The organism is Enterobacter sp. C3_dUdeg (assembly GCF_057536195.1).
Genome location: NZ_BAAKFX010000008.1, coordinates 25,131 through 51,310, shown reverse-complemented (window position 1 = coordinate 51,310; position 26,180 = coordinate 25,131). Strand labels below are relative to the sequence as shown.

The 26,180-nt window shown below is 55.3% G+C and carries 24 protein-coding genes and 5 tRNA genes; 21 read left to right on the top strand and 8 right to left on the bottom strand.

Annotated elements, in window-relative coordinates:
- Window positions 1–8: 8 nt before the first annotated feature.
- The 5 genes from AC27FC_RS16910 to AC27FC_RS16890 form a co-directional block, all read right to left on the bottom strand.
- Window positions 9–1,289 carry an MFS transporter gene (locus AC27FC_RS16910; protein WP_047059763.1) on the bottom strand — a complete coding sequence of 427 codons (1,281 nt, stop codon included), beginning with the start codon at window positions 1,287–1,289 and terminating at the stop codon, window positions 9–11.
- A gap of 117 nt (window positions 1,290–1,406) precedes the next feature.
- Window positions 1,407–2,345, bottom strand: coding sequence for a sugar kinase (locus AC27FC_RS16905; RefSeq protein ID WP_167819043.1), 939 nt, complete (start codon window positions 2,343–2,345; stop codon window positions 1,407–1,409).
- 3 nt (window positions 2,346–2,348) lie between these two features.
- Complete coding sequence (locus AC27FC_RS16900; protein WP_039261178.1) at window positions 2,349–3,098, bottom strand: sugar phosphate isomerase/epimerase family protein; 750 nt, start codon at window positions 3,096–3,098, stop codon at window positions 2,349–2,351.
- Window positions 3,099–3,201: 103 nt separating this feature from the next.
- Window positions 3,202–4,218 carry a LacI family DNA-binding transcriptional regulator gene (locus tag AC27FC_RS16895; protein WP_023309954.1) on the bottom strand — a complete coding sequence of 339 codons (1,017 nt, stop codon included), beginning with the start codon at window positions 4,216–4,218 and terminating at the stop codon, window positions 3,202–3,204.
- A 179-nt stretch (window positions 4,219–4,397) separates the two neighbouring features.
- The gene (locus tag AC27FC_RS16890) at window positions 4,398–5,060 is read right to left on the bottom strand and encodes an OmpA family lipoprotein (protein WP_024909080.1); all 663 of its coding nucleotides are present in this window, start codon (window positions 5,058–5,060) and stop codon (window positions 4,398–4,400) included.
- A gap of 211 nt (window positions 5,061–5,271) precedes the next feature.
- Between AC27FC_RS16890 and AC27FC_RS16885 the strand changes: the two genes are divergently transcribed.
- Complete coding sequence (locus tag AC27FC_RS16885; RefSeq protein WP_232926330.1) at window positions 5,272–7,551, top strand: molybdopterin guanine dinucleotide-containing S/N-oxide reductase; 2,280 nt, start codon at window positions 5,272–5,274, stop codon at window positions 7,549–7,551.
- Here the strand turns inward: AC27FC_RS16885 and AC27FC_RS16880 are convergent.
- Together AC27FC_RS16880 and tag are read right to left on the bottom strand one after the other, a co-directional pair.
- Complete coding sequence (locus AC27FC_RS16880; protein WP_032661790.1) at window positions 7,514–7,960, bottom strand: N-acetyltransferase; 447 nt, start codon at window positions 7,958–7,960, stop codon at window positions 7,514–7,516. The two genes, AC27FC_RS16885 and AC27FC_RS16880, sit on opposite strands and share 38 nt — an antisense overlap.
- Entirely contained in the window at window positions 7,938–8,519 is a 582-nt protein-coding gene (gene tag / locus AC27FC_RS16875; protein ID WP_143346378.1) for a DNA-3-methyladenine glycosylase I, read from the bottom strand. The genes AC27FC_RS16880 and tag overlap by 23 nt, the downstream gene beginning before the upstream one ends.
- Window positions 8,520–8,673: 154 nt before the next feature.
- On the opposite strand from tag, the gene AC27FC_RS16870 reads away from it, so the two are divergent.
- The 9 genes from AC27FC_RS16870 to dppF all read left to right on the top strand — a co-directional run bounded on the left by AC27FC_RS16870 (window position 8,674) and on the right by dppF (window position 19,240).
- Window positions 8,674–9,372: an autotransporter domain-containing protein gene (locus tag AC27FC_RS16870; protein WP_196355161.1), complete on the top strand. Its 699-nt coding sequence runs from the start codon at window positions 8,674–8,676 to the stop codon at window positions 9,370–9,372.
- Between the two features lie 238 nt (window positions 9,373–9,610).
- On the top strand, window positions 9,611–10,813 hold the full coding sequence (locus AC27FC_RS16865; RefSeq protein ID WP_196355162.1) for an L-lactate MFS transporter: 1,203 nt from the start codon (window positions 9,611–9,613) through the stop codon (window positions 10,811–10,813).
- A gap of 239 nt (window positions 10,814–11,052) precedes the next feature.
- Window positions 11,053–12,747 (top strand): kdo(2)-lipid A phosphoethanolamine 7''-transferase, encoded by a 1,695-nt coding sequence (gene eptB, locus AC27FC_RS16860; protein WP_039261186.1) that lies wholly within the window; start codon window positions 11,053–11,055, stop codon window positions 12,745–12,747.
- A gap of 91 nt (window positions 12,748–12,838) precedes the next feature.
- Window positions 12,839–12,915 (top strand) — tRNA-Pro (locus tag AC27FC_RS16855).
- Window positions 12,916–13,535: 620 nt separating this feature from the next.
- A complete protein-coding gene (gene dppA / locus AC27FC_RS16850) occupies window positions 13,536–15,143 on the top strand; it encodes a dipeptide ABC transporter periplasmic-binding protein DppA (RefSeq protein ID WP_039261188.1) in 1,608 nt (535 codons plus the stop codon).
- Between the two features lie 161 nt (window positions 15,144–15,304).
- A complete protein-coding gene (dppB, locus tag AC27FC_RS16845; protein ID WP_023334097.1) occupies window positions 15,305–16,324 on the top strand; it encodes a dipeptide ABC transporter permease DppB in 1,020 nt (339 codons plus the stop codon).
- A 9-nt stretch (window positions 16,325–16,333) separates the two neighbouring features.
- Window positions 16,334–17,236: a dipeptide ABC transporter permease DppC gene (gene dppC, locus AC27FC_RS16840; protein WP_029742039.1), complete on the top strand. Its 903-nt coding sequence runs from the start codon at window positions 16,334–16,336 to the stop codon at window positions 17,234–17,236.
- A gap of 10 nt (window positions 17,237–17,246) precedes the next feature.
- Window positions 17,247–18,230, top strand: coding sequence for a dipeptide ABC transporter ATP-binding protein (gene dppD, locus AC27FC_RS16835; protein WP_008502772.1), 984 nt, complete (start codon window positions 17,247–17,249; stop codon window positions 18,228–18,230).
- A complete protein-coding gene (gene dppF, locus AC27FC_RS16830) occupies window positions 18,227–19,240 on the top strand; it encodes a dipeptide ABC transporter ATP-binding subunit DppF (protein WP_196355163.1) in 1,014 nt (337 codons plus the stop codon). Before dppD ends, dppF begins: the two co-directional genes overlap by 4 nt.
- A gap of 43 nt (window positions 19,241–19,283) precedes the next feature.
- Here the strand turns inward: dppF and coaA are convergent, their stop codons facing one another.
- Complete coding sequence (gene coaA / locus AC27FC_RS16825) at window positions 19,284–20,234, bottom strand: type I pantothenate kinase (protein ID WP_032668002.1); 951 nt, start codon at window positions 20,232–20,234, stop codon at window positions 19,284–19,286.
- A gap of 317 nt (window positions 20,235–20,551) precedes the next feature.
- On the opposite strand from coaA, the gene AC27FC_RS16820 reads away from it, so the two are divergent.
- From AC27FC_RS16820 to rplL, 11 genes are all read left to right on the top strand, one after another.
- A tRNA-Thr gene (locus AC27FC_RS16820) sits at window positions 20,552–20,627 on the top strand.
- 8 nt (window positions 20,628–20,635) lie between these two features.
- A tRNA-Tyr gene (locus AC27FC_RS16815) sits at window positions 20,636–20,720 on the top strand.
- Between the two features lie 117 nt (window positions 20,721–20,837).
- Window positions 20,838–20,912: transfer RNA gene (locus AC27FC_RS16810), tRNA-Gly, on the top strand.
- A gap of 6 nt (window positions 20,913–20,918) precedes the next feature.
- Window positions 20,919–20,994 (top strand) — tRNA-Thr (locus AC27FC_RS16805).
- A gap of 118 nt (window positions 20,995–21,112) precedes the next feature.
- A complete protein-coding gene (gene tuf, locus AC27FC_RS16800; RefSeq protein ID WP_023309456.1) occupies window positions 21,113–22,297 on the top strand; it encodes an elongation factor Tu in 1,185 nt (394 codons plus the stop codon).
- A 228-nt stretch (window positions 22,298–22,525) separates the two neighbouring features.
- Window positions 22,526–22,909 carry a preprotein translocase subunit SecE gene (gene secE, locus AC27FC_RS16795; RefSeq protein WP_014068449.1) on the top strand — a complete coding sequence of 128 codons (384 nt, stop codon included), beginning with the start codon at window positions 22,526–22,528 and terminating at the stop codon, window positions 22,907–22,909.
- Between the two features lies 1 nt (window position 22,910).
- Window positions 22,911–23,456 (top strand): transcription termination/antitermination protein NusG, encoded by a 546-nt coding sequence (nusG, locus tag AC27FC_RS16790; protein ID WP_002438628.1) that lies wholly within the window; start codon window positions 22,911–22,913, stop codon window positions 23,454–23,456.
- Between the two features lie 155 nt (window positions 23,457–23,611).
- A complete protein-coding gene (gene rplK / locus AC27FC_RS16785; protein WP_008503452.1) occupies window positions 23,612–24,040 on the top strand; it encodes a 50S ribosomal protein L11 in 429 nt (142 codons plus the stop codon).
- A 3-nt stretch (window positions 24,041–24,043) separates the two neighbouring features.
- On the top strand, window positions 24,044–24,748 hold the full coding sequence (gene rplA / locus AC27FC_RS16780; RefSeq protein ID WP_006810530.1) for a 50S ribosomal protein L1: 705 nt from the start codon (window positions 24,044–24,046) through the stop codon (window positions 24,746–24,748).
- Window positions 24,749–25,039: 291 nt separating this feature from the next.
- Window positions 25,040–25,537, top strand: a complete 498-nt coding sequence (rplJ, locus tag AC27FC_RS16775; protein ID WP_001207203.1) for a 50S ribosomal protein L10 — start codon at window positions 25,040–25,042, stop codon at window positions 25,535–25,537.
- Window positions 25,538–25,603: 66 nt separating this feature from the next.
- Window positions 25,604–25,969: a 50S ribosomal protein L7/L12 gene (gene rplL, locus AC27FC_RS16770; protein WP_006176746.1), complete on the top strand. Its 366-nt coding sequence runs from the start codon at window positions 25,604–25,606 to the stop codon at window positions 25,967–25,969.
- The last annotated feature ends 211 nt before the right edge of the window (window positions 25,970–26,180 follow it).

Here is a 26,180-nt window from a genome sequence, read left to right as displayed (position 1 = left end):
TTAAGGATTCAGGCGTGGCGTGCGCCGACAGGATGCTGTTGATTATTAGCAGGCTTAACAATCAGAGTAAGCCACACGGAGGCGAAAAGCGCCACCCCCATAAAGATGTACGATGCGGACGGGCTGCCGGTGGCACCGTTCAGGTAGCCGACGAACCAGGAGCCGCAGAACGACCCCAGCGCACCCATACTGTTAATCAGCGCCATCGCGCCACCCGCGACGTTACGCGGCAGCATTTCCGGGATGATGGCAAAGAACGGACCGTACGGGGCATACATGGCGGCACCGGCGACCACCAGCAGGGTATAAGAGGCCCAGAAGTGATTTGCACCCACGGCCCACGAGCCGATGAAGGCAAAAGCAGCGATCAGCAGCAGCGGCCAGACAAACATTTTTCGGTTCTGCAGCTTGTCCGACGCCCATGAGACGACGATCATGGCGATGGTCGCGGCCAGATACGGTACGGAAGAGAGCCAGCCCACTTCTACCATGCCGAGGTTTTCGCCGCCGCTGCGGATAATCGACGGCAGCCACAGCACAAAGCCGTACACGCCAATGCTCCAGGTAAAGTACTGCGCGCAGAGCAGGATCACGTTGCGCGAGCGGAAGGCTTCACCGTAGTTGCGTACCGCCTTCAGGCCTTGCTGTTCTTTATCCAGCTGCGCCTGCAGCGCCGCTTTTTCGTCTTCGGAAAGCCATTTCGCCTGGGCAGGTTTATCTTTTACCAGCACCCACCAGCAGAATGCCCAGATCACTGCCGGGACCCCTTCGATGATAAACATCTCGCGCCAGCCGAAGGACTGGATCAGGTAGCCAGACACCACCGACATCCACAGCACCGTCACTGGGTTACCGAGGATCAGGAAGGTATTCGCGCGCGAGCGTTCAGATTTGGTAAACCAGTTGCTGATGTAGATCAGCATCGCCGGCATCACCGCCGCCTCAACGACGCCGAGGATAAAGCGAATGGCGGCCAGGGCAGGAATATTGTTCACCACGCCGGTCAGTGACGCGCAGGCGCCCCACAGGATCAGACAGACGAAGATCAGCTTACGCACGCTGCGGCGTTCCGCATAAATCGCGCCGGGGATCTGGAAGAAGAAATAGCCCAGGAAGAAAAGGGCACCCAGTAGGGAGGAGATACCTTTGGTGATGCCAAGGTCCTCTGTGATCCCCGCCGCGGACGCGAAGCTGAAGTTGGCACGGTCAAGGTACGCCAGGCTGTACGTGATAAACACGATTGGCATGATGTACCACCAGCGTTTTACTGCATTGGTCGAACTGTTCATAGGCTTGCCTCTGTTGTTGAGGTTGTTACCGCCGTTGTCTGTAGGGTACACGGTGGCTTAATTATTTGGTGTGGCTTGCTGCCCTCACCCTGGCCCTCTCTCGCAGGGAGAGGGAATTTAAACGCCGAGCTCTGCTCGCGTGGGTAATCCTTCGCTGTCGCCCTGCACCTGAATGGCCAGCGAGCCAATCTTGTTGCCTCGCGCCACGGCCTGCAGCAGCGTTTTGCCTTCCAGCAGGGCGCTAATCACGCCCACGGCAAAACCGTCGCCCGCGCCGACGGTGTCGACCACGTTCTCAACCTTGACCGCCGCGACCGCGCCCTGTTCGCCGTCGGCCGTCTTAAACCATGCGCCATCGGCGCCGGTCTTCAGCACCACCGCTTTTACTCCTTTATTCAGGTAGAAATCGGCAATGCCCTCCGGCGTGCTTTCGCCGGTCAGGATCATCCCTTCTTTCAGGCCCGGCAGAACCCAGTCCGCTCTGAACGCCAGACGGTTGAGCTTCTCGACCATTTCCGCTTCGCTTTTCCACAGCACCGGGCGCAGGTTCGGATCGAAAGAGATCGTTTTTCCCTGGGCTTTCAGAGTGGCTGCCGCGTGATCCAGCAGTTCATACGAGCTGGCAGACAGCGCTGCCGCCACACCGCTCAGGTGCAGATGGCGCGCGGAGGCGAAATAGTCGGCGTGGTAATCCGCCACTGAGAGGTGGCTTGCGGCCGATCCCTTACGGAAATACTCCACGATGGGATCGGTTCCATTTTCGACCTTGGATTTAAGCTGAAAGCCGGTAGGGAAGCGTCCATCAAGGGTGACGCCTGCGGCATCAATACCCTCTTTTTTCAGCGAGTCGAGGACGAAATGGCCAAAGCTGTCGTCCCCCACGCGGCTGACCCAGCCCACATTCAGGCCGAGACGCGCCAGGCCGGTCGCGACGTTCAGCTCTGCGCCCGCCACGCGCTTGATAAAGTGCTCCACCGCGCTCAGTTCGCCCGTTTCGGTGGCGACAAACATCGCCATGGCCTCGCCGATGGTGATGACATCCAGCGTCTTGTGCATGGTTTACTCCTCGCGCAGCAGGTTGACGTAATGGCGGGTAACGGCGGTTAAATCCGTCCCTTCCAGCGGGAACTCGATACCGCGCGGGGCATCGGCAGGCAGCTGGCCGAGCAGATCCAGCCAGCGCGCATCAGCGTGGTCCGGCGCCACAGCGCGGAAGTTATCTTTATGCGGCACGGCGGCTTTCACGTGGATATAGCTCACCGCAGGGGCAAGGTGACGCGCGGCCTCTTCAGGCGAATCGCCAACCCACAGCCAGTTGCCCATGTCGAAGGTCAGCGTGACGGGTAATGCCATTTCCCGACAGGCGGCCTGGAAGCGCTGCATCGGCGCGAGCTGTCCACAGTCGGTCTGATCGTTCTCCACGACCAGCGCCATGCCGCTTGCGTTCAGCAGGCTACGCAGGGCGTCGAGAGGCTGCGCGTCGCGGAAATGGCCCAGGGAAACCTTCAGCCACAGGGCGTTCAGGGTGCTGGCCTCAGAGAGATAGCGGGTCAGATCCGGGTTGAGGGTGCCGTCGGGCATAAACAGGGCGGCGGGGGCGGAGTAGCACGCCAGCAGGCCGAGCAGCTCAATGGATTCTCCCAGCGCAGGCAGCGTCAGCAGCTCTTCGCTGCTGAACAGTTCCCGGCGGATCTCCACGCCGTCTGCCCCTGCGCCTGCAATAACGGGAAGCATCGCCCGCTGACCGCCTGCCTGTCGCACCTGTTCCGCACCGTACGCGGCGGTGACCACCATAATTTTCCTGCCCATCTTCGGACTCCATCGCAACATAACAATACTATTACGCTAGATGGAACCGGTTCCAAAGAAAAGGTCAGGATGTCGAATTTATGATCGGTATCACAAGGGAAAATTAACGCGCCGTGGAGCCGCGAACGATCAGCTCGCCGGAGAAGACCTGCTCGCGAACGGCATCGCTGGTGCCTTCAATGCGGCGAACCACTTGTTCAACAGCAGCATAGCCAATCTGCCAGGTGGGCTGTTTGAGTGTCGTAATGCCGACGCCCGCCAGTTCCGCCCACTCCAGTTCATCAAACCCCAGCAGACCGATATCGCTGCCCCAGTGCAGGCCAATGCGCTTGAGCGAGCGGGCGACCTGAAGCGTCAGCGCCCCGTTTGCGGAGATAACGGCTTTGCGCATCCCGCGATGGCGCGTGTGGAACTGGCGCAGGGTGTTGTCGAGCTGGTCGGCTTCGTGAAGCGGCGTTTCGGCATTTTCGGCGATCACGCCGGGATATCGCTCCAGCGTGGTGCGAAATGCGCTCAGGCGCTCGCGACGGGTATTGACCATCCCTAACGGTTCACTCAGAAACAGAATGGCCTCGAAGCCCTGTTCGATCAGATGTTCGGTGGCGGTCGTGGCGGCCTGGGTGTTATCCAGCCCGACCACATCGCAGGCAAATTCCGGGATTTTACGGTCGATGAGGACCATGGGCAGGGAGGATTGCTGCAGGCGATTTAAACCCTCTTCCCGCATGCCCACCGCGTTAACCACAATCCCTTCGACCTGATAGCTGCGCAGCAGATCGAGGTAATGCAGCTCCTGGTCGACTTCGTTGTTGGTATTACAGACCAGCGGCGTGAAGCCCTTCTCGCGACAGGCGGCTTCAATACCGCTGAGCACGTTAACGGAATAGGGGTTGGTGATATCGGCGATGATAAGACCGATAAGGCGGGTGCGGCCGCGTTTGAGCCCGCGCGCCATGAGGCTGGGACGGTAGTCGAGATCGGCAATGGCCTGTTCAATACGCGCCAGCAATGCGTCGGACAGCAGGTGTTTCTCGCCGTTAAGGTAGCGTGAAATACTGGTTTTACCGGTTTTGGCGGCTTTCGCCACGTCGCTAATGGTGGCCCGGGCTGGTTTGCTCATCGCTGATTTCCCTGAATTTAGTGAGAATACCTTAACGGGAAAATCAGACGAATCAAGTAATTTGCCCGGTGGCGCTGCGCTTACCGGAGGGTGCGGTCTGGTGCCCTCACCCCAACCCTCTCCCACGGGAGAGGGTGCAACCACTAAAACGGCAACGAGCGTTGCCGTTTTGCTTTTGCCTACTGAATTGGGCTCAACGTAATCTCAACGCGGCGGTTCTGCGCTTTGCCTTCCGCCGTGCTGTTGCTGGCGATAGGGTTGGCAGGGCCCATGCCGCTGGTGCGGATGCGGTTGGCTTCAACGCCCTGGGTAATCAGCGAGCTGGCTACGGCATCGGCGCGCTGCTGGGACAGACGCATGTTCAGATCCTGGCTGCCGGTGCTGTCGGTGTAGCCCATCACGTTCACGGCGGTCTTGTTGTACTCTTTCAGCACCATCGCCACGCCGGTGAGCGTGTTCGCGCCCGCGGGTTTCAGCGTCGCGCTGCTGCTGTCGAAGGTCACGTTGTTCGGCATATTCAGGATGATGTTATCGCCGCTGCGCGTCACGCTCACGCCGGTTCCCTTCATTTTGTCGCGCAGCTTCGCTTCCTGCACGTCCATGTAATAGCCAACGCCGCCGCCCAGCGCCGCGCCCGCCGCGGCGCCAATCAGCGCGCCTTTGCCGCGGTCTTTCTTGGAGGAGGAGAGCGCCCCCACGCCTGCGCCGACCAGCGAGCCGATACCCGCGCCAATGCCGGATTTACCCGCTTCACGCTCACCGGTGTAAGGGTTAGTTGTGCAGCCAGAAACAGCCAGTGCACCGCTCACCAGAGCGGCAATAACGAGTACGCGTTTTTTCATCTTCTTTCCTTAATCCTTTTTATTCTTTGCCACGGCGAGCGTGGCAGTTGATTATGACGTCCAGATACGGAGAAAATTCCGGGTATAACTCTGAAATTTGTGACAAACCATAAACTGCCTCAGAAAGAAGGCCGTAAACCTGCATGCAACCAGGAGCGCACGCTTGAGCACCTCAACGAAAACCATTCTGACCGCCGCCCACTGGGGGCCGATGCTGGTCGAAACCGATGGCGAAAATGTTCTGTCGTCCCGCGGGGCACTGCCAACCCAACATCCTAACTCGTTACAGACCGTCGTTCGCGATCAGGTGCACAGCAAAACGCGCGTGCGCTGGCCGATGGTGCGTAAAGGTTTTCTGGCCTCGCCGGATAAACCGCAGGGGATCCGCGGTCAGGATGAGTTTGTTCGCGTGAGCTGGGATGACGCGCTGGCGCTGATCCACGCCCAGCATAAGCGAATTCGCGACACTTACGGTCCGTCGTCCATTTTTGCCGGATCTTACGGCTGGCGTTCGAACGGCGTGCTGCACAAGGCCTCGACGCTGCTGCAGCGCTACATGAGCCTGGCGGGAGGCTATACCGGCCATCTCGGGGATTACTCCACCGGCGCGGCGCAGGCGATCATGCCGTACGTCGTAGGGGGGAACGAAGTGTACCAGCAGCAGACCAGCTGGCCGCTGGTGCTGGCGCATACCGACGTGGTGGTGCTCTGGAGCGCCAACCCGCTCAATACGCTGAAAATTGCTTGGAATGCCAGCGACGAGCAGGGGATTGGGTATTTCGACGCGCTGCGCAAAAGCGGCAAGCGCATCATCTGCATTGACCCGATGCGCTCTGAAACCATGGATTTCTTCGGCGATAGCGCCGAGTGGATTGCCCCCCATATGGGCACCGACGTGGCGATGATGCTGGGGATCGCCCATACGCTGGTAGAAAACGGCTGGCACGATGTTGAATTCCTGACGCGCTGTACCACCGGCTTCGATAAATTCGCCGACTACCTGACGGGCCAATCCGATGGGGTGGCGAAAACGGCAGCGTGGGCGGCAGATATTTGCGGCGTACCTGCGGAGAAAATCCGCGAACTGGCGGCGTTGTTCCATAAAAATACCACGATGTTAATGTCCGGCTGGGGAATGCAGCGTCAGCAGTTTGGCGAGCAAAAACACTGGATGCTGGTAACGCTTGCCGCAATGCTTGGGCAGATCGGCACGTCGGGCGGGGGTTTTGGTCTCTCCTATCACTTTGCAAACGGCGGTAACCCGACGCGTAAAGCGGCGGTGCTGGCGTCTCTGCAAGGCTCGGTGCAGGGCGGCGTCGATGCCGTGGATAAAATCCCGGTGGCGCGTATTGTTGAAGCCCTGGAAAACCCGGGCGGTTTCTATCAGCACAACGGTCTGGACCGCCACTTCCCGGACATTAAATTTGTATGGTGGGCGGGCGGGTCGAACTTCACGCACCATCAGGATACCAACCGCTTGATCCGCGCCTGGCAGAAGCCGGAGCTGGTGGTGATTTCCGAGTGCTTCTGGACCGGCTCGGCTAAGCATGCAGATATTGTGCTGCCAGCGACCACCTCGTTTGAGCGTAACGATCTCACCATGACCGGCGACTACAGCAACCAGCATATGGTCCCGATGAAGCGCGTAGTGGCCCCGCGAGACGAAGCGCGTGATGATTTTGACGTGTTTGCTGAACTGAGCGAGCTGTGGGAAGCGGGCGGTCGCGAGCGTTTTACCGAGGGGAAAAGCGATCTGCAATGGCTGGAAACCTTCTACCAGATTGCCGGCCAGCGCGGCGCAGCGCAGGGCGTGACGCTTCCGCCATTTGCCGAATTCTGGGAAGCGAACCAGATCGTCGAGATGCCGGAGAGCGAACAGAACGCGAAGTTTGTCCGTTTTGCCGATTTCCGCCGCGACCCCGAGAACCACCCGCTGAAAACCGAGAGCGGAAAGATCGTGATCCACAGCGAGCGCATCGCCAGCTTTGGCTATGCCGACTGCCCGCCACACCCTATGTGGCTCGAGCCGGACGAGTGGCACGGCAACGCCCAGCCGGAACAGCTGCAGGTGTTATCTGCGCATCCCGCGCACCGTCTGCACAGCCAGCTTAACTATACGTCTCTGCGCGAGCAGTATGCGGTCGCCGGGCGAGAGCCGATCACGCTGAATACCCTCGATGCGAAAGCCCGGGGGATTGCGGACGGCGACGTGGTGCGCGTCTGGAACTCGCGCGGGCAGGTGCTGGCAGGGGCGGTGGTGAGCGACGGAATTAAACCGGGCGTGATCTGCATTCATCAGGGCGCATGGCCCGACCTTGAGCCCGCCGAGGGAGGGATCTGTAAAAACGGGGCGGTTAACGTGCTGACCAAAGATCTCCCCAGCTCGAAGCTGGGGAATGGCTGCGCAGGGAACACGGCGCTGGCCTGGGTAGAAAAATATCAGGGACCCGAGCTTACCTTAACGGCGTTTGATCCGCCTGCCAGCTCATGATCCACGTCGGGTGCTGGGTATCATCCTGCCAGGCGCTGTCCTCAATGCGAAAGCCCTGAGCATGGTAGAAATTCACCGCCCGCACATTTTTCTGATATACCTCCAGGGTTAAATGCGGGAAGCGCTGTTGAACATGGTTCAGCAGCGCGCGCCCGATGCCTTTCCCGATGCATGACGGTGCGACAAACAGCGCGCCGACAAACTGAGACTGCATCACGCTGATAAATCCGTATGGCTCGCCATCCTGTTCCCAGACCCAGGTTTCCGCCGACGGCAGGTAAACGTCCCGCACCATGGCCTCGTTCTCTTTCCAGTAACCCGGCTCGATAAACGGATGCGCTTCCGTGGTGCTTTCAAGCCACAGGCTCAAAAGCGGCGCGGTATTCTCACTTTGCCATTTGCGGATCATGATGGCCTCCCGGATGACAGAAGCAGCCGGTAACGTGGTCGTTGACCAGGCCACAGGCCTGCATAAAGGCGTAGCAGATGGTGGAACCGACAAACTTAAAGCCGCGTTTTTTCAGGGCCTTCGAGAGCGCATCCGAGGCCGGGGTAGAGGCCGGGATTTCCGCGAGCGTGGCGGCTTGGGTGACCTGCGGATCGTTGTTCACAAACGTCCAGACAAAATCTGAAAATGATTCGCCGTTTTGCTCCATTGCCAGGTAAGCGCGTGCGTTACCGATGATGGCCTGGATCTTACCGCGATGACGGATGATACCGGCGTCCTGCACCAGGCGTTCCACGTCTTCATCGGTCATCGCGGCGACGGCGACAGGATCGAACTGGTGGAAGGCGTTGCGGTAGTTTTCACGTTTCTTCAGTACCGTAATCCATGACAACCCCGCCTGCTGGCCCTCCAGACAGATCATCTCAAAGAGTTTTTTGCCATCCGTTTCCGGCACGCCCCATTCCCGATCGTGATAGTCGATATAAAGCTGATCCTGGTTCACCCAACCGCAACGTTCCATCCGTCATCTCCCTTATTGATACTGATTTCGCAAAATTTTCATTCTGACTGGCTTGACGTGTTTACTATAAAGACAATAGTTAATACAAGGGTTATAAGCTCTTCCTGAATAACGACAAATATCGCCGAATTCGGCTCTCTCTGGGGTCGCGTTGATGATGATAAAAAAAATCAGTGGTCGCCATGCTGCTTCTGGCCTGGTGGGGATTTCAGCCTGCCTGTTTTTTTGTAATACAGCGTCTGCCTGGCAACAGGAATATATCGTTTCAGACGCCCAAAATAATACGGCGGAACGCTATACATGGGACGCGGATCACCAACCGCGTTATGAGGATATTCTGGCTGAGCGTATTCAGTCTTCGCAAAACGCGCCGGGTCTTGCCCTGAATATACCGTCTGGCAGCACGCCGGAGGGGACGATGAGCGTGGGCTGGAATTTTCCGGTTTCAGCGCGTATCACCACCGGTCCGGTAGTGGCGTGGCGGTACGACGGCACGGCTCCCATGATGATCAACGAGTTTGGTGATAGCGCGTCGACGCAGGCAATCACCGACCCGCTCTGGCATGCCAGCGTCAGCACGCTGGGGTGGCGCGTGAATACCCAGTACGGCGATCTTCGTCCCTGGGCGCAGATTAGCTATAACCAGCAGTTTGGTGAAAACCAGTGGAAATCGCAGTTTGGCATGCCGCAAACGCCAGCTCCTGCCCAAAACGGTAGCTGGATGGACGTCACCGTGGGAACGGATATTCCTTTTAATACGCACGTGGCGGCCTATGCGTCGCTGGCTCAGGGGGAGCACGCCACCACCGGTGAGGAGTTTTTATACACCCTCGGCGTTAGCGCAAATTTCTAGAGTTGTTACTTTTTTAAACGTTACGATAACATCTCAAATACAACAACCACGGGCGTTACAGCGATAGCGGATACTAACACGCTGTCGCTTTATTCCCGGGCCAGGCCATTCATTCCCGATTCCAGGCATTTCATTCCGTTCCGCCTGCATTTCATGCCGTTTTACCCCAGGCGTATTAAGGTTTTGTTTATCGTTGTCCTCAGCGAACTTCCTTAATTTCTCTTGCAGGACAACTGCCATGAACACATCAACTTATAACCGCACGCGCTGGCTCACGCTCTTTGGCACCATCGTCACCCAGTTTGCGCTGGGGTCGGTCTATACCTGGAGCCTGTTTAACAGCGCGCTTTCCGACAAACTCGGCGCGCCGGTCAGCCAGGTTGCGTTCTCCTTTGGTCTGCTGAGCCTGGGTCTGGCGATTTCGTCTTCCGTCGCGGGCAAGCTGCAGGAGCGTTTTGGCGTGAAGCGTGTGACCATGGCGTCCGGCATTCTGCTGGGTTTGGGCTTTTTCCTGACGGCGCATTCCAGCAACCTGATGATGCTGTGGCTGAGCGCCGGCGTGCTGGTGGGTCTGGCCGATGGCGCAGGTTACCTGCTGACCCTGTCGAACTGCGTGAAGTGGTTCCCGGAGCGTAAAGGCTTAATCTCCGCGTTCGCCATCGGCTCTTATGGCCTGGGCAGCCTCGGGTTCAAATTTATCGACTCCCATCTGCTGGCGTCCGTTGGCCTCGAAAACACCTTTATGATCTGGGGCGCAATCGTGCTGGTGATGATTCTGTTCGGCGCCACGCTGATGACCGATGCGCCGCAGCAGGAGGTCAAATCCGTTAACGGCGTGGTGGAGAACGACTTCACCCTCGCGCAGTCCATGCGTAAACCGCAGTACTGGATGCTGGCGGTGATGTTCCTGACGGCCTGCATGAGCGGACTGTATGTCATCGGTGTGGCGAAGGATATCGCACAGGGGATGGTGAAGCTGGATGCGGCCACGGCGGCGAATGCGGTGACGGCCATCTCCATTGCCAACCTCTCCGGTCGTCTGGTGCTCGGTATTCTGTCTGACAAAATTGCCCGCATCCGTGTGATTACGATTGGGCAGGTGGTTTCGCTGGTCGGCATGGCGGCGCTGCTGTTCGCTCCGCTGAATGAAGCCACCTTCTTTGCGGCGATTGCCTGCGTGGCCTTTAACTTCGGCGGCACGATTACCGTCTTCCCGTCACTGGTAAGCGAGTTCTTTGGGCTGAACAATCTGGCGAAAAACTACGGCGTTATCTATCTTGGCTTCGGGATCGGCAGCATCTGCGGCTCGCTGATTGCCTCCCTGTTCGGCGGGTTCTACGTGACCTTCTGCGTCATATTTGCCCTGCTGATTATCTCGCTGGCGCTCTCGACCACGATTCGCCAGCCGCAGCGTGAAGTATTCAAAGAAGCGCACGCGTAAGCAGTATGAAAGAGGCCTCTGTGGCCTCTTTTTTCTTTGTGCGAGACGCTTCCCGTCTCGATATTTTGTAAAAATTTATACCGATCACACTCTCTGCTGCCACTTTTCTCTCCCGCTGTGGTCTACTTATCGCGCTTGTAGACGTTTCTAATAACGCTTCCTTACGCATTTACGTACTCTGTCCGCTTTCTCTTTGAGATTCGTCGGGTTTTTATACCCCTTCCCCCAGGGTTGTTTGCATGAAATACATTAGGTCTCTTACCCAGCAAAGATTGTGTCTGATGCTGGCTGTCTATATCGGATTATTTCTGAATGGCGCGGTACTGTTCAGAAGAGTGGAAGGTTATTTTGAACACCTTACCGTGAGTAATGGTATTTTTGCCGCCATTGAAGTGTTCGGCTCCGTCCTCGCTACCTTCTTCCTCTTACGCCTGCTGTCCCTTTTTGGCCGACGTACCTGGCAAATTTTGGCCTCGCTGGTGGTGATTATTTCCGCCGCCGCAAGCTATTACATGACCTTTATGAACGTGGTCATTGGGTACGGTATCGTGGCCTCGGTGATGACCACGGATATCGATCTCTCGAAAGAGGTGGTAGGGAAAGGCTTTATCGTCTGGACAGTTTTAACCTGTCTGATACCGCTGTTCTTTATCTGGAACAATACGTGCCGCTATACGCTGTTACGCCAGCTGCGCACCCGTGGACAGCGGATCCGCAATATCGTCGTTGTCCTGCTGGCCGGACTGCTGGTATGGGCGCCAATCCGCCTGATGGAAACGCAGCAAAAACGCGTCGAAAAAGCGACGGGCGTGGATATGCCAAGCTATGGCGGCGTGGTGGCAAACTCGTATTTGCCGTCTAACTGGCTGTCAGCGTTAGGTCTGTATGCCTGGGCGCAGGCGGACGAATCCAGTGATGTGAAATCGCTGATCAATCCAACGAAAAAATTCACCTACCAGCCGCCAGCCGACGGGATTGATGATACGTACGTCGTCTTCGTCATCGGCGAAACGACGCGCTGGGATCATATGGGTATTCTCGGCTATAACCGGGACACCACGCCAAAGCTGGCGCAGGAGAAAAACCTGGTGGCTTACCGTGGCTACTCCTGCGATACCGCAACCAAGCTCTCGCTGCGCTGTATGTTTGTGCGTGAAGGCGGTGCAAGCGATAACCCGCAACGCACGCTGAAAGAGCAGAACGTGTTTGCCGTGCTGAAGCAGCTTGGGTTTAGCTCAGACCTGTTCGCTATGCAAAGTGAGATGTGGTTCTACACCAACACGCTGGCAGATAACATCGCGTACCGTGAGCAGATTGGCGCAGAGCCGCGTAACCGCGGTAAAAACGTCGACGACATGCTGCTGCTGGAAGAGATGTCGCAGTCCCTCAAGAACCATCCGCAGGGTAAGCATCTGGTTATTCTGCATACCAAAGGGTCGCATTACAGCTATTACCAGCGCTACACGCGTGATTTTGCGAAGTGGCAGCCCGAGTGCGTGGGCATTAATAAAGACTGCAGCAAGCAGGAGCTGATCAACGCCTACGACAACTCGGTGCTGTACGTGGATACCTTCCTGAGTCGGGTGATCGACCAGCTGCGCGATAAAAAAGCGATTGTGATTTACGCGGCAGACCACGGTGAATCCATCAACGAGAAAGAGCACCTGCACGGTACGCCGCGCAAGCTGGCACCGCCGGAGCAGTTCCGCGTGCCGATGATCATGTGGATGTCGGATAAGTATCTTGAAAATCCGGAGAAGGCGAAGATGTTTGCTCAGCTGAAAAAAGAGGCGGAGATGAAGGTGCCGCGTCGTCACGTTGAGCTGTACGACACCATTATGGGTTGTCTCGGTTATACCTCACCGAATGGTGGGATTAACGAAAACAACAACTGGTGTAAACTCCCTGATAACAGCGTAAAAGCCGCGCAGTAGCTGCCCTGGCGAGAATATCGCCAGTTGAATGGCTTTTTGAAAATAAGGGATTGACGGGGGCGCACCTCAGCAGTAAGATGCGCTCCGCATTCGGCGAGTAGCGCAGCTTGGTAGCGCAACTGGTTTGGGACCAGTGGGTCGGAGGTTCGAATCCTCTCTCGCCGACCACATTCTGAAAAGGGCTAACCGCAAGGTTAGCCCTTTTTGCATTATGATCTTATCCCGTCAGAGTATCCAAAACGCCCCTTAGGCCTGCTTCTCCCTGCCTGTTAACGATTTTGTGACATAATCCATTGTATTTTTTTATATATAGATTGATCTTTTTTCGCGTTGCTTATGGATAACCTCAGCATTTTTCGCTGTGCGTTTTAACGTTCGCGGTATTTAGTGCTCAGATAATCACCATTCTGCAAGAAAATTTACCCATTCTGAATAAAAGTTAATCACTGATTGTTGCGAAATATGAAGAGACTTGTGCTGCAAGATAGCGAGTAGCATAAATTTCCCTGCTGAAAACTGGCATGCATAGTTTTTTTAATCTTTGTTTGCGGTTTCTCACACTCAGCGTAAATCCCCGTCACCTGTATTGACGTTTTCACATTCTGTTGACAGATTGTAGGGCATGAGGGGCATTTCAGGGACGATCTGCGCTGCAACTCAAACGCTCTTCTGAAAGGATTCTCCATCCCTTTAAAGCCTTCGGGCATCACCGACCGGACCGGGTAAAAAATAAATAAAGGTCTGGCGGCGTAACACAACAAAGCAAAACATCACATTGGAGCAGAATAATGAGTATTTCCTTGAAGAAGTCAGGGATGCTGAAGCTTGGTCTGAGCCTGGTGGCTATGACCGTGGCAGCAAGCGTACAGGCAAAAACCCTGGTTTACTGTTCTGAAGGCTCGCCGGAAGGCTTTAACCCACAGCTCTTTACCTCTGGTACGACTTACGACGCAAGCTCTGTACCGATCTATAACCGTCTGGTTGAATTCAAAACCGGTACCACGGAAGTGATTCCGGGTCTGGCCGAGAAGTGGGACGTCAGCGAAGACGGTAAAACCTATACCTTCCACCTGCGCCAGGGCGTGAAGTGGCAGGACAGCAAAGAATTCAAACCAACGCGCGACTTTAACGCCGACGACGTTGTGTTCTCCTTCGACCGTCAGAAAAACGCTCAGAACCCGTACCACAAAGTGTCTGGCGGCAGCTATGAATACTTCGAAGGGATGGGTCTGCCAGACCTGATCGCTGAAGTGAAAAAAGTGGATGATAAAACGGTTCAGTTCGTGTTGACGCGTCCGGAAGCGCCATTCCTGGCTGACCTGGCCATGGACTTCGCTTCAATTCTGTCCAAAGAGTACGCGGACAACATGCTGAAAGCCGGTACGCCGGAAAAAGTCGACCTGAACCCAATCGGTACCGGTCCATTCCAGCTGCTGCAGTACCAGAAAGACTCCCGCATTCTGTACAAAGCGTTCGAAGGCTTCTGGGGCACCAAGCCGCAGATCGACCGTCTGGTCTTCTCCATCACGCCTGATGCGTCAGTGCGTTATGCAAAACTGCAGAAAAACGAATGCCAGGTGATGCCGTACCCGAACCCGGCTGATATCGCCCGCATGAAGCAGGACAAGAACATCAACCTGCTGGAGCAGGCTGGCCTGAACGTGGGCTATCTCTCCTTTAACACCGAGAAGAAACCGTTTGATGACGTGAAAGTACGTCAGGCGCTGACCTACGCGGTGAACAAAGAAGCGATCATCAAGGCGGTTTACCAGGGCGCTGGCGTTGCTGCCAAAAACCTGATCCCACCAACCATGTGGGGCTATAACGACGACGTTAAAGACTACACCTACGATCCTGAGAAAGCGAAAGCGCTGCTGAAAGAAGCGGGCCAGGATAAAGGCTTTACCGTTGAGCTGTGGGCGATGCCTGTTCAGCGTCCATACAACCCGAACGCACGCCGTATGGCGGAAATGGTTCAGGCTGACTGGGCTAAGGTTGGCGTTCAGGCCAAGATTGTGACCTACGAGTGGGGCGAGTACCTGAAGCGCGCCAAAGCGGGTGAGCACCAGGCGGTAATGATGGGCTGGACCGGTGATAACGGGGATCCGGACAACTTCTTCGCCACCCTGTTCAGCTGCGCGGCAGCGAAAGACGGTTCTAACTACTCTCGCTGGTGCTACAAGCCGTTTGAAGACCTGATCCAGCCGGCGCGTGCGACCGACGATCACAACAAACGTATTGAACTGTACAAGCAGGCTCAGGTTGTTATGCACGATCAGGCTCCGGCGCTGATTGTTGCTCACTCCACCGTGTACGAGCCAGTGCGTAAAGAAGTGAAGGGCTACGTGGTTGATCCACTGGGCAAACACCACTTCGAAAACGTATCTGTTGAATAATAAGTAGGGTGTTCTCCCTCTCCCTCTGGGAGAGGGCAGGGGTGAGGGGATGCATGCACGCCCTTCACCCTAACCCTCTCCCGCTGGGAGAGGGAATTTACATTTGTGAGCAATACAGACGTCACGCCACTGGTCGTGCGTCATCAGAGAGAATCCGGGTTATGTTGCAGTTCATCCTCCGACGTCTGGGACTTGTCATCCCCACGTTTATCGGTATCACCCTTCTCACTTTTGCCTTCGTCCATATGATCCCCGGCGACCCGGTAATGATTATGGCGGGCGAGCGTGGTATTTCCCCTGAGCGCCATGCACAGCTGCTGGCGGAACTCGGTCTCGATAAGCCGATGTGGCAGCAGTACCTCCACTATATCTGGGGCGTATTGCACGGTGATTTAGGGATTTCGCTGAAAAGCCGTCTTCCGGTGTGGGACGAGTTCGTGCCGCGTTTTAAAGCGACGCTGGAGCTTGGCGTCTGCGCCATGATTTTCGCCACTGCGGTGGGTATTCCTGTTGGGGTACTGGCTGCCGTCAAGCGTGGCTCTATTTTTGACCACACCGCCGTGGGCCTGGCGCTGACCGGCTACTCCATGCCTATCTTCTGGTGGGGCATGATGCTGATCATGCTGGTATCGGTGCAGCTTAACCTGACACCGGTCTCCGGGCGCGTCAGCGATATGGTCTTCCTTGATGACTCCAACCCGCTCACCGGATTTATGCTGATCGATACGGCTATCTGGGGCGAAGAGGGCAACTTCATTGATGCCGTGGCGCACATGATCCTGCCTGCCATGGTGCTGGGCACTATTCCTCTGGCGGTGATCGTGCGAATGACCCGTTCATCGATGCTGGAAGTCCTGGGTGAGGATTATATCCGCACCGCGCGCGCAAAGGGCCTGACGCGTATGCGCGTCATCATCGTCCATGCGCTGCGTAATGCCATGCTGCCGGTGGTGACCGTTATCGGCCTCCAGGTGGGTACGTTGCTGGCGGGGGCGATCCTGACCGAAACCATCTTCTCCTGGCCGGGCCTTGGACGCTGGCTGATTGACGCGCTGCAACGCCGTGACTATCCGGTTGTGCAGGGCGGTGTACTGCTGGTCGCGACGATGATTATCCTCGTCAACCTGCTGGTCGATTTGCTGTACGGCGTGGTGAACCCGCGTATTCGTCATAAGAAGTAAGGGACCATCATGTCACAAGTCACTCAAAATAAAGTGGTCGCTGCACCGGTTCCTATGACGCCGCTGCAGGAATTCTGGCACTACTTCAAGCGCAATAAAGGCGCGGTGGTAGGGCTGGTGTATGTCGTAATCATGATCCTGATTGCGGTGTTTGCGAACTTCCTCGCACCGTATAACCCGGCGGACCAGTTCCGCGATGCGCTGCTCGCGCCGCCTGCGTGGCAGGATGGCGGTAGCCTGACGCACCTGCTGGGTACCGATGACGTGGGTCGCGACGTGCTGTCGCGTCTGATGTACGGCGCGCGCCTGTCGCTGCTGGTCGGCTGTCTCGTTGTTGTGCTGTCGCTGATCATGGGCGTTGTACTCGGCCTGGTTGCCGGTTACTTCGGCGGCATCGTTGATAACATCATCATGCGTATCGTCGATATCATGCTGGCGTTGCCAAGCCTGCTGCTGGCGCTGGTTCTGGTGGCGATCTTCGGCCCGTCGATAGGCAATGCCGCGCTGGCGTTGACCTTCGTGGCGCTCCCTCACTACGTGCGTTTAACCCGTGCGGCGGTGCTGGTGGAAGTGAACCGCGATTACGTCACCGCCTCTCGCGTGGCGGGTGCCGGTGCGATGCGCCAGATGTTCGTGAATATCTTCCCTAACTGCCTGGCGCCGCTGATTGTTCAGGCGTCGCTCGGTTTCTCTAACGCCATTCTTGATATGGCCGCTCTTGGCTTCCTGGGCATGGGTGCGCAGCCGCCAACACCGGAGTGGGGCACCATGCTCTCCGACGTGTTGCAGTTCGCACAAAGCGCCTGGTGGGTTGTCACCTTCCCGGGTCTGGCAATCCTGCTGACGGTGCTGGCATTTAACCTGATGGGTGATGGCCTGCGTGATGCGCTTGATCCCAAACTGAAGCAGTAAGAGGCACGAGATGGCGTTATTAAATGTAGATAAATTATCGGTGCACTTCGGCGACGAAGGCACCCCGTTTCGCGCCGTGGACCGCATCAGCTACAGCGTAAATCAGGGCGAAGTGGTTGGCATTGTCGGGGAGTCCGGTTCCGGTAAGTCAGTGAGTTCACTGGCGATCATGGGGCTGATTGATTACCCGGGCCGCGTGATGGCGGAAAACCTGCAGTTCAACGGTCAGGATCTGAAGCGCATTTCTGAAAAACAGCGCCGCCAGCTGGTGGGCGCCGAAGTGGCGATGATTTTCCAGGATCCCATGACCAGCCTGAATCCTTGCTACACCGTTGGTTTCCAGATTATGGAAGCGATTAAGGTGCATCAGGGCGGGAATAAGAAAACCCGTCGTCAGCGCGCGATCGACCTGCTGAACCAGGTGGGTATTCCTGACCCGGCATCACGTCTGGACGTTTACCCGCACCAGCTCTCCGGTGGGATGAGCCAGCGCGTGATGATCGCGATGGCGATTGCCTGTCGACCAAAACTGCTGATTGCGGATGAACCGACGACGGCGCTGGATGTGACCATTCAGGCGCAAATCATCGAACTGCTGCTGGAGCTGCAGCAGAAAGAGAATATGGCGCTGGTGCTGATTACGCACGATCTGGCGCTGGTGGCCGAAGCCGCGCACAAAATCATCGTGATGTATGCCGGCCAGGTGGTCGAGACCGGAAATTCACACGATATTTTCCGCGCGCCGCGTCATCCGTATACCCAGGCGCTTTTACGCGCGCTGCCGGAGTTTGCTCAGGACAAAGCGCGTCTGGCGTCGCTGCCGGGTGTGGTACCGGGTAAATATGACCGTCCGCAGGGCTGTCTGCTCAATCCGCGCTGCCCGTATGCAACGGACAAATGCCGGGCAGAAGAGCCAGAGCTTAACCAGCTTGCTGACGGCCGTCAGTCGAAATGCCACTACCCACTCGATGATGCCGGGAGGCCAACACTATGAGTACGGAACAGGCCACCAAGCAACAACCGCTGTTGCAGGCCATCGATCTGAAAAAATACTACCCGGTGAAGAAGGGGCTGTTTGCCCCTGAACGCCTGGTGAAAGCGCTGGACGGCGTCTCTTTTAACCTCGAACGCGGTAAAACGCTGGCGGTGGTGGGGGAGTCAGGCTGCGGCAAATCCACGCTGGGCCGTCTGCTGACGATGATTGAAGTGCCGACCGGCGGGGAGCTCTATTATCAGGGGCAGGATCTGCTCAAGCACGATCCGCAAGCGCAGAAGCTGCGTCGCCAGAAAATCCAGATTGTGTTCCAGAACCCGTATGGTTCTTTGAACCCGCGTAAAAAAGTGGGGCAGATTCTGGAAGAGCCGCTGCTGATCAACAGTAATCTGAGCAAAGAGCAGCGCCGTGAAAAAGCGCTGGCGATGATGGCGAAGGTCGGCCTCAAAACCGAGCATTACGATCGCTATCCGCACATGTTCTCCGGCGGCCAGCGTCAGCGTATTGCGATCGCCCGCGGGCTAATGCTCGATCCGGACGTGGTGATTGCCGATGAGCCGGTCTCCGCGCTCGACGTATCCGTGCGTGCGCAGGTGCTGAACCTGATGATGGATCTCCAGCAGGAGCTGGGGCTCTCTTACGTGTTCATCTCCCACGACCTGTCGGTGGTGGAGCATATTGCCGATGAAGTGATGGTGATGTACCTGGGGCGCTGCGTGGAGAAGGGGACTAAAGACCAGATCTTTAATAACCCTCGTCACCCGTATACCCAGGCGCTGCTGTCTGCGACGCCGCGTCTGAACCCGGACGATCGTCGTGAGCGTATTAAGCTGACGGGGGAACTGCCAAGCCCGCTGAATCCGCCTCCGGGATGTGCATTCAACGCCCGCTGCAGTCGCCGCTTTGGCCCATGTACCCAGCTCCAGCCGCAGCTGAAGGATTATGGCGGCCAGCTGGTTGCCTGCTTCGCGGTCGATCAGGATGAAAATGGCGAGAAGCCACAGGCATAACGAAAAAAACCGGCGATAAGCCGGTTTTTTTATGTCTGCTTGATTATTTCCGCAGGCGAATCTGGTCGACGGCGTGCTTTTCGCTCTTGGTGAGGATCAGGCTCGCGCGCTCGCGCGTCGGCAGGATGTTCTCTTTGAGGTTCACGTAGTTGATCTCATTCCACAGCCCCGTCGCCACGCCGATCGCTTCCTCTTCAGAAAGCTGAGCATAGTGGTGGAAATAGGAATCCGGGTCAGTGAACGCCCCCTCGCGGAACTTCAGGAAGCGGTTGATGTACCAGTTTTGCAGCAGGTCTTCCGGCGCATCGACATAAATAGAGAAATCGACGAAATCCGAGACGAATACGTGATGCGGGTCGTGAGGATAGTCCATCCCGCTTTGCAGCACGTTCAGACCTTCCAGAATCAGGATGTCCGGCTGGACCACGGTTTTATCCCCACCCGGGATGCGATCGTAGATCAGGTGCGAATAGACTGGCGCAGTCACGTGCGGCACGCCGGATTTCAGGTCAGAGACAAATTTCACCAGACGGTGCATATCATAAGAGAGCGGGAAGCCCTTCTTCTTCATCAGCCCACGTTCTTTTAACACCTCGTTCGGGTGCAGGAAGCCGTCGGTGGTGATCAGCTCCACGCTGCGGTGTTCCGGCCAGCGGCTTAACAGCGCCTGCAGGACGCGCGCGGTGGTACTTTTACCCACGGCCACGCTGCCTGCGATACTAATGATATAAGGAATGCGTTGACCGTTCGTCCCGAGAAACTGCTCCAGCACGGCCTGACGGCGCAGGTTCGAGCTGATATAGAAGTTAAGCAAGCGAGAGAGGGGGAGATAAATTTCTGCCACCTCTTCCAGGGACAGATCTTCGTTTATCCCTTTTAACCGTGCGATTTCACCTTCCGTCAGCGTCATAGGGACGGAATCACGCAGGGCAGCCCACTGGCTGCGGTTAAAGTGAAGATAAGGCGTCATTAACGTTTGCTCTTTTTTGCTCATAAGCATGCTTCAGTGAGCCAGCATCACACTGCCGGATCGTGGCTCATCACACAGTTAATTTTGGACAATGGGCAGGAGGTTAACACCAGATGACGGGAATAATAAGAAAAAAGATGGAAAGCGCTGCGTTACGCGGAAGCCGTCACGCTACGGTGAATACGGTGCAAATCACGATGATATGTTGAATATTTGACCTCAAATGACTACTTTTACAGCGTCCGATACGCTGTTCGCATAAAATGTGAGCGAAAGAACGTTTTATGCAAATTTTTAGTTGCATGACCGCGCAGGTATCCATAGAATGCGCGCTACTTGATGCCGACTTAGCTCAGTAGGTAGAGCAACTGACTTGTAATCAGTAGGTCACCAGTTCGATTCCGGTAGTCGGCACCATCAAGTCCGGTGGGGTTCCCGAGCGGCCAAAGGGAGCAGACTGTAAATCTGCCGTCACAGACTTCGAAGGTTCGAATCCTTCCCCCACCACCACTTTCTGGCAGCGTAAATGCCGCCGGAGCTGGTTGGAAAAATTAGCCAGCTCAAACTGAAAAAGAGAGAAATCTCTTTTTTTGTTACAGAAAGAACTGGGTAGCCGAGTTTCAGGATGCGGGCATCGTATAATGGCTATTACCTCAGCCTTCCAAGCTGATGATGCGGGTTCGATTCCCGCTGCCCGCTCCAATACGTGCTGATATGGCTCAGTTGGTAGAGCGCACCCTTGGTAAGGGTGAGGTCCCCAGTTCGACTCTGGGTATCAGCACCACTTCACTTCTCCTTCCCGTTTCTCTCTGTTTCAATTTTACTGTATTCAACAATTCAGGCATTTCGCCTGGTTGATGTGGTGATATCACCGATTTATCCGTGTCTTAGAGGGACAATCGATGTCTAAAGAAAAGTTTGAACGTACAAAACCGCACGTTAACGTCGGTACTATCGGCCACGTTGACCATGGTAAAACAACGCTGACCGCTGCAATCACTACCGTTCTGGCAAAAACCTACGGTGGTTCTGCTCGTGCATTCGACCAGATCGATAACGCACCAGAAGAAAAAGCTCGTGGTATCACCATCAACACCTCTCACGTTGAGTACGACACCCCGACTCGCCACTACGCACACGTAGACTGCCCAGGCCACGCCGACTATGTTAAAAACATGATCACCGGTGCTGCGCAGATGGACGGCGCGATCCTGGTTGTTGCTGCGACTGATGGCCCAATGCCTCAGACTCGTGAGCACATCCTGCTGGGTCGTCAGGTAGGCGTTCCTTTCATCATCGTGTTCCTGAACAAATGCGACATGGTTGATGACGAAGAGCTGCTGGAACTGGTAGAGATGGAAGTTCGTGAACTGCTGTCTCAGTACGATTTCCCGGGCGACGATACCCCAATCGTTCGTGGTTCTGCTCTGAAAGCGCTGGAAGGCGACGCAGAGTGGGAAGCGAAAATCATCGAACTGGCTGGCTTCCTGGATTCTTACATCCCAGAACCAGAGCGTGCGATTGACAAGCCATTCCTGCTGCCAATCGAAGACGTATTCTCCATCTCCGGTCGTGGTACCGTTGTTACCGGTCGTGTAGAGCGCGGTATCATCAAAGTTGGTGAAGAAGTTGAAATCGTTGGTATCAAAGAGACTGCGAAGTCTACCTGTACTGGCGTTGAAATGTTCCGCAAACTGCTGGACGAAGGCCGTGCTGGTGAGAACGTTGGTGTTCTGCTGCGTGGTATCAAACGTGAAGAAATCGAACGTGGTCAGGTTCTGGCGAAGCCAGGCTCAATCAAGCCACACACCAAGTTCGAATCTGAAGTGTACATCCTGTCCAAAGACGAAGGCGGCCGTCATACTCCGTTCTTCAAAGGCTACCGTCCACAGTTCTACTTCCGTACAACTGACGTGACCGGTACCATCGAACTGCCAGAAGGCGTTGAGATGGTAATGCCAGGCGACAACATCAAGATGGTTGTGACTCTGATCCACCCAATCGCGATGGACGACGGTCTGCGTTTCGCAATCCGTGAAGGTGGCCGTACCGTTGGCGCGGGCGTGGTTGCTAAAGTTCTCGGCTAATCGCTGATAACATTTGACGCAATGCGCATGAAAAGGGCATCATTTGATGCCCTTTTTGCACGCTTTCACATCAGAACCTGGCTCATCAGTGATTATTTTTGTCATAATCATTGCTGAGACAGGCTCTGCAGAGAGCGTATAATCCATAAAGGGATTAGCGTTTCGATTTGGCTCGCCTCGCAATCGCGGGGTGAAATTATTTGTAGAATTCTTCTGACAGGTTGGTTTATGAGTGCGAATACCGAAGCTCAAGGGAGCGGGCGCGGCCTGGAAGCGATGAAGTGGGTCGCTGTTGCCGTGCTGCTGATTGTGGCAATCGTTGGCAACTATCTTTATCGTGACATGATGCTGCCGCTCCGCGCGCTGGCAGTGGTGATTCTGATTGCTGCAGCGGGCGGTGTCGCGCTGTTGACGACTAAGGGTAAAGCAACCGTTGCTTTCGCTCGCGAAGCACGTACCGAAGTCCGCAAGGTCATTTGGCCGACTCGCCAGGAAACATTGCACACCACGCTGATCGTGGCTGCAGTGACTGCGGTAATGTCACTGATCCTGTGGGGACTGGATGGTATTCTGGTTCGCCTGGTTTCCTTTATTACTGGCCTGAGGTTCTAAGATGTCTGAAGCCCCTAAAAAGCGTTGGTACGTCGTTCAGGCGTTTTCCGGTTTTGAAGGCCGCGTAGCAACGTCGCTGCGTGAGCATATCAAATTACACAACATGGAAGAGTTATTTGGCGAAGTTATGGTTCCGACCGAAGAAGTGGTTGAGATCCGTGGCGGCCAACGTCGCAAAAGCGAGCGTAAATTCTTCCCGGGTTACGTGCTGGTTCAGATGGTGATGAACGACGCGAGCTGGCACCTGGTGCGCAGCGTACCGCGCGTGATGGGCTTTATCGGCGGCACGTCTGACCGTCCGGCGCCAATCAGCGACAAAGAAGTTGATGCGATTATGAACCGCCTGCAGCAGGTGGGTGATAAGCCGCGTCCGAAAACGCTGTTTGAACCGGGTGAAATGGTTCGTGTTAGCGACGGTCCGTTTGCTGACTTTAACGGTGTGGTTGAAGAAGTGGACTACGAGAAGTCCCGCCTGAAAGTTTCTGTTTCTATCTTCGGTCGTGCGACCCCGGTAGAACTGGACTTTGCGCAGGTCGAAAAAGCCTAAGCAGCGATCAAAAAAGCGGCGATTTAATCGTTGCACAGGGCGCGAGATTGGAATACAATTTCGCGCCTTTTGTTTTTATGGGCCCGGCCCGTAAAACGAATTTTATTCACGGGGAGCCTCCCTGAGGCGCTATCACCCAATCAGAGGATTTTAGAATGGCTAAGAAAGTACAAGCCTACGTCAAGCTGCAGGTTGCAGCTGGTATGGCGAACCCAAGTCCACCAGTTGGTCCAGCTCTGGGTCAGCAGGGTGTGAACATCATGGAATTCTGTAAAGCGTTCAACGCCAAAACCGAATCCCTGGAAAAAGGTCTGCCAATCCCAGTCGTAATCACTGTTTACGCTGACCGTTCTTTCACTTTCGTTACCAAAACCCCTCCAGCAGCAGTTCTGCTGAAGAAAGCGGCTGGTATCAAGTCTGGTTCCGGTAAACCGAACAAAGACAAAGTGGGTAAAATTTCCCGCGCTCAGCTGCAGGAAATCGCGCAGACCAAAGCTGCCGACATGACTGGTGCCGACATTGAAGCGATGACTCGCTCAATCGAAGGTACTGCACGTTCCATGGGCCTGGTAGTGGAGGACTAAGAAATGGCTAAACTGACCAAGCGCATGTCCGTGATCCGTGACAAAGTTGATGCGACCAAACAGTACGACATCAACGAAGCTATCGCTCTGCTGAAAGAACTGGCAACTGCTAAGTTCGTTGAAAGCGTTGACGTTGCCGTTAACCTCGGCATCGACGCGCGTAAATCCGATCAGAACGTTCGTGGCGCAACTGTACTGCCACACGGTACTGGCCGTTCCGTTCGCGTAGCTGTATTTGCTCAGGGTGCAAACGCTGAAGCTGCTAAAGCTGCCGGCGCTGAACTGGTAGGTATGGAAGATCTGGCTGATCAGATCAAGAAAGGCGAAATGAACTTTGACGTTGTTATTGCTTCTCCAGATGCAATGCGCGTTGTTGGCCAGCTGGGCCAGGTTCTGGGTCCACGCGGCCTGATGCCTAACCCGAAAGTCGGTACTGTAACTCCTAACGTTGCTGAAGCGGTTAAGAACGCTAAAGCAGGTCAGGTTCGTTATCGTAACGACAAAAACGGCATCATCCACACCACCATCGGTAAAGTGGACTTTGACGCTGACAAACTGAAAGAAAACCTGGAAGCTCTGCTGGTTGCGCTGAAAAAAGCAAAACCAACTCAGGCGAAAGGCGTGTACATCAAGAAAGTTAGCATCTCCACCACCATGGGTGCAGGTGTTGCAGTTGACCAGGCTGGCCTGAGCGCTGCTGCAAACTAATGCCTTTACGTGGGCGGTGATTTTGTCTACAATCTTACCCCCACGTTTGCTAACGAAAGTTAGCGGCTAAAAGATTTGTTCGTTGGAGCCTGGCCTAATCCAGGCCTCCGTCGAAGACCGCAGGTGTTTCGCAAGAGACTTAATCCCCTGCGTAGACGGTGACAGAACGCTAAGATTATTTTTGGATACTCTGGCTTGTTTCTGCTCACCGTATTAAGACGCTCTTTCCGTTTGGGAGAGTGAAGTGAGTTCCGGAACATGAGTTCCGGCAAACATCCAGGAGCAAAGCTAATGGCTTTAAATCTTCAAGACAAACAAGCGATTGTTGCTGAAGTCAGCGAAGTAGCCAAAGGCGCGCTGTCTGCAGTAGTTGCGGATTCCCGTGGCGTTACTGTAGACAAAATGACTGAACTGCGTAAAGCAGGTCGTGAAGCTGGCGTATACATGCGTGTTGTTCGTAACACCCTGCTGCGTCGCGTAGTTGAAGGTACTCAGTTCGAGTGCCTGAAAGACACGTTTGTTGGTCCGACCCTGATTGCATACTCTATGGAACACCCGGGCGCTGCTGCTCGTCTGTTCAAAGAGTTCGCGAAAGCGAATGCAAAATTTGAGGTCAAAGCTGCAGCCTTTGAAGGTGAGTTGATCCCGGCATCGCAAATCGATCGCCTGGCAACCCTGCCGACCTACGAAGAAGCAATTGCACGCCTGATGGCAACCATGAAAGAAGCTTCGGCTGGCAAACTGGTTCGCACTCTGGCTGCTGTTCGCGATGCGAAAGAAGCTGCTTAATCGCAGTTATCTTTATAAAGCATTTGCTTACGTATAAACTTATTCTGATTTTCAGGAACAATTTAAATGTCTATCACTAAAGATCAAATCATTGAAGCAGTTGCAGCTATGTCCGTAATGGACGTTGTAGAACTGATTTCTGCAATGGAAGAAAAATTCGGTGTTTCTGCTGCTGCTGCTGTAGCTGTAGCTGCGGGCCCGGCTGAAGCTGCTGAAGAAAAAACTGAATTCGACGTAATTCTGAAAGCTGCTGGCGCTAACAAAGTTGCTGTTATCAAAGCAGTACGTGGCGCAACTGGCCTGGGTCTGAAAGAAGCTAAAGACCTGGTAGAATCTGCTCCAGCTGCGCTGAAAGAAGGCGTGAGCAAAGACGACGCAGAAGCACTGAAAAAATCTCTGGAAGAAGCTGGCGCTGAAGTTGAAGTTAAATAAGCCAACTTTTCTGGTTGCAGCCTGAGTAATTAGGCTGATGGCTGGTGACTTTTTAGTCACCAGCCTTTTTGCGCTGTAAGGCATCAGTAGCATTTCACACTGTTTGACTGCTGATTGTCCTGACAATGCATGTTTCTATCGACGACTTAATATATTGCGACAGGGTGCTCGCTCTGTGTAAATCGCGACGAAATGATTTAAGCGTGATAGC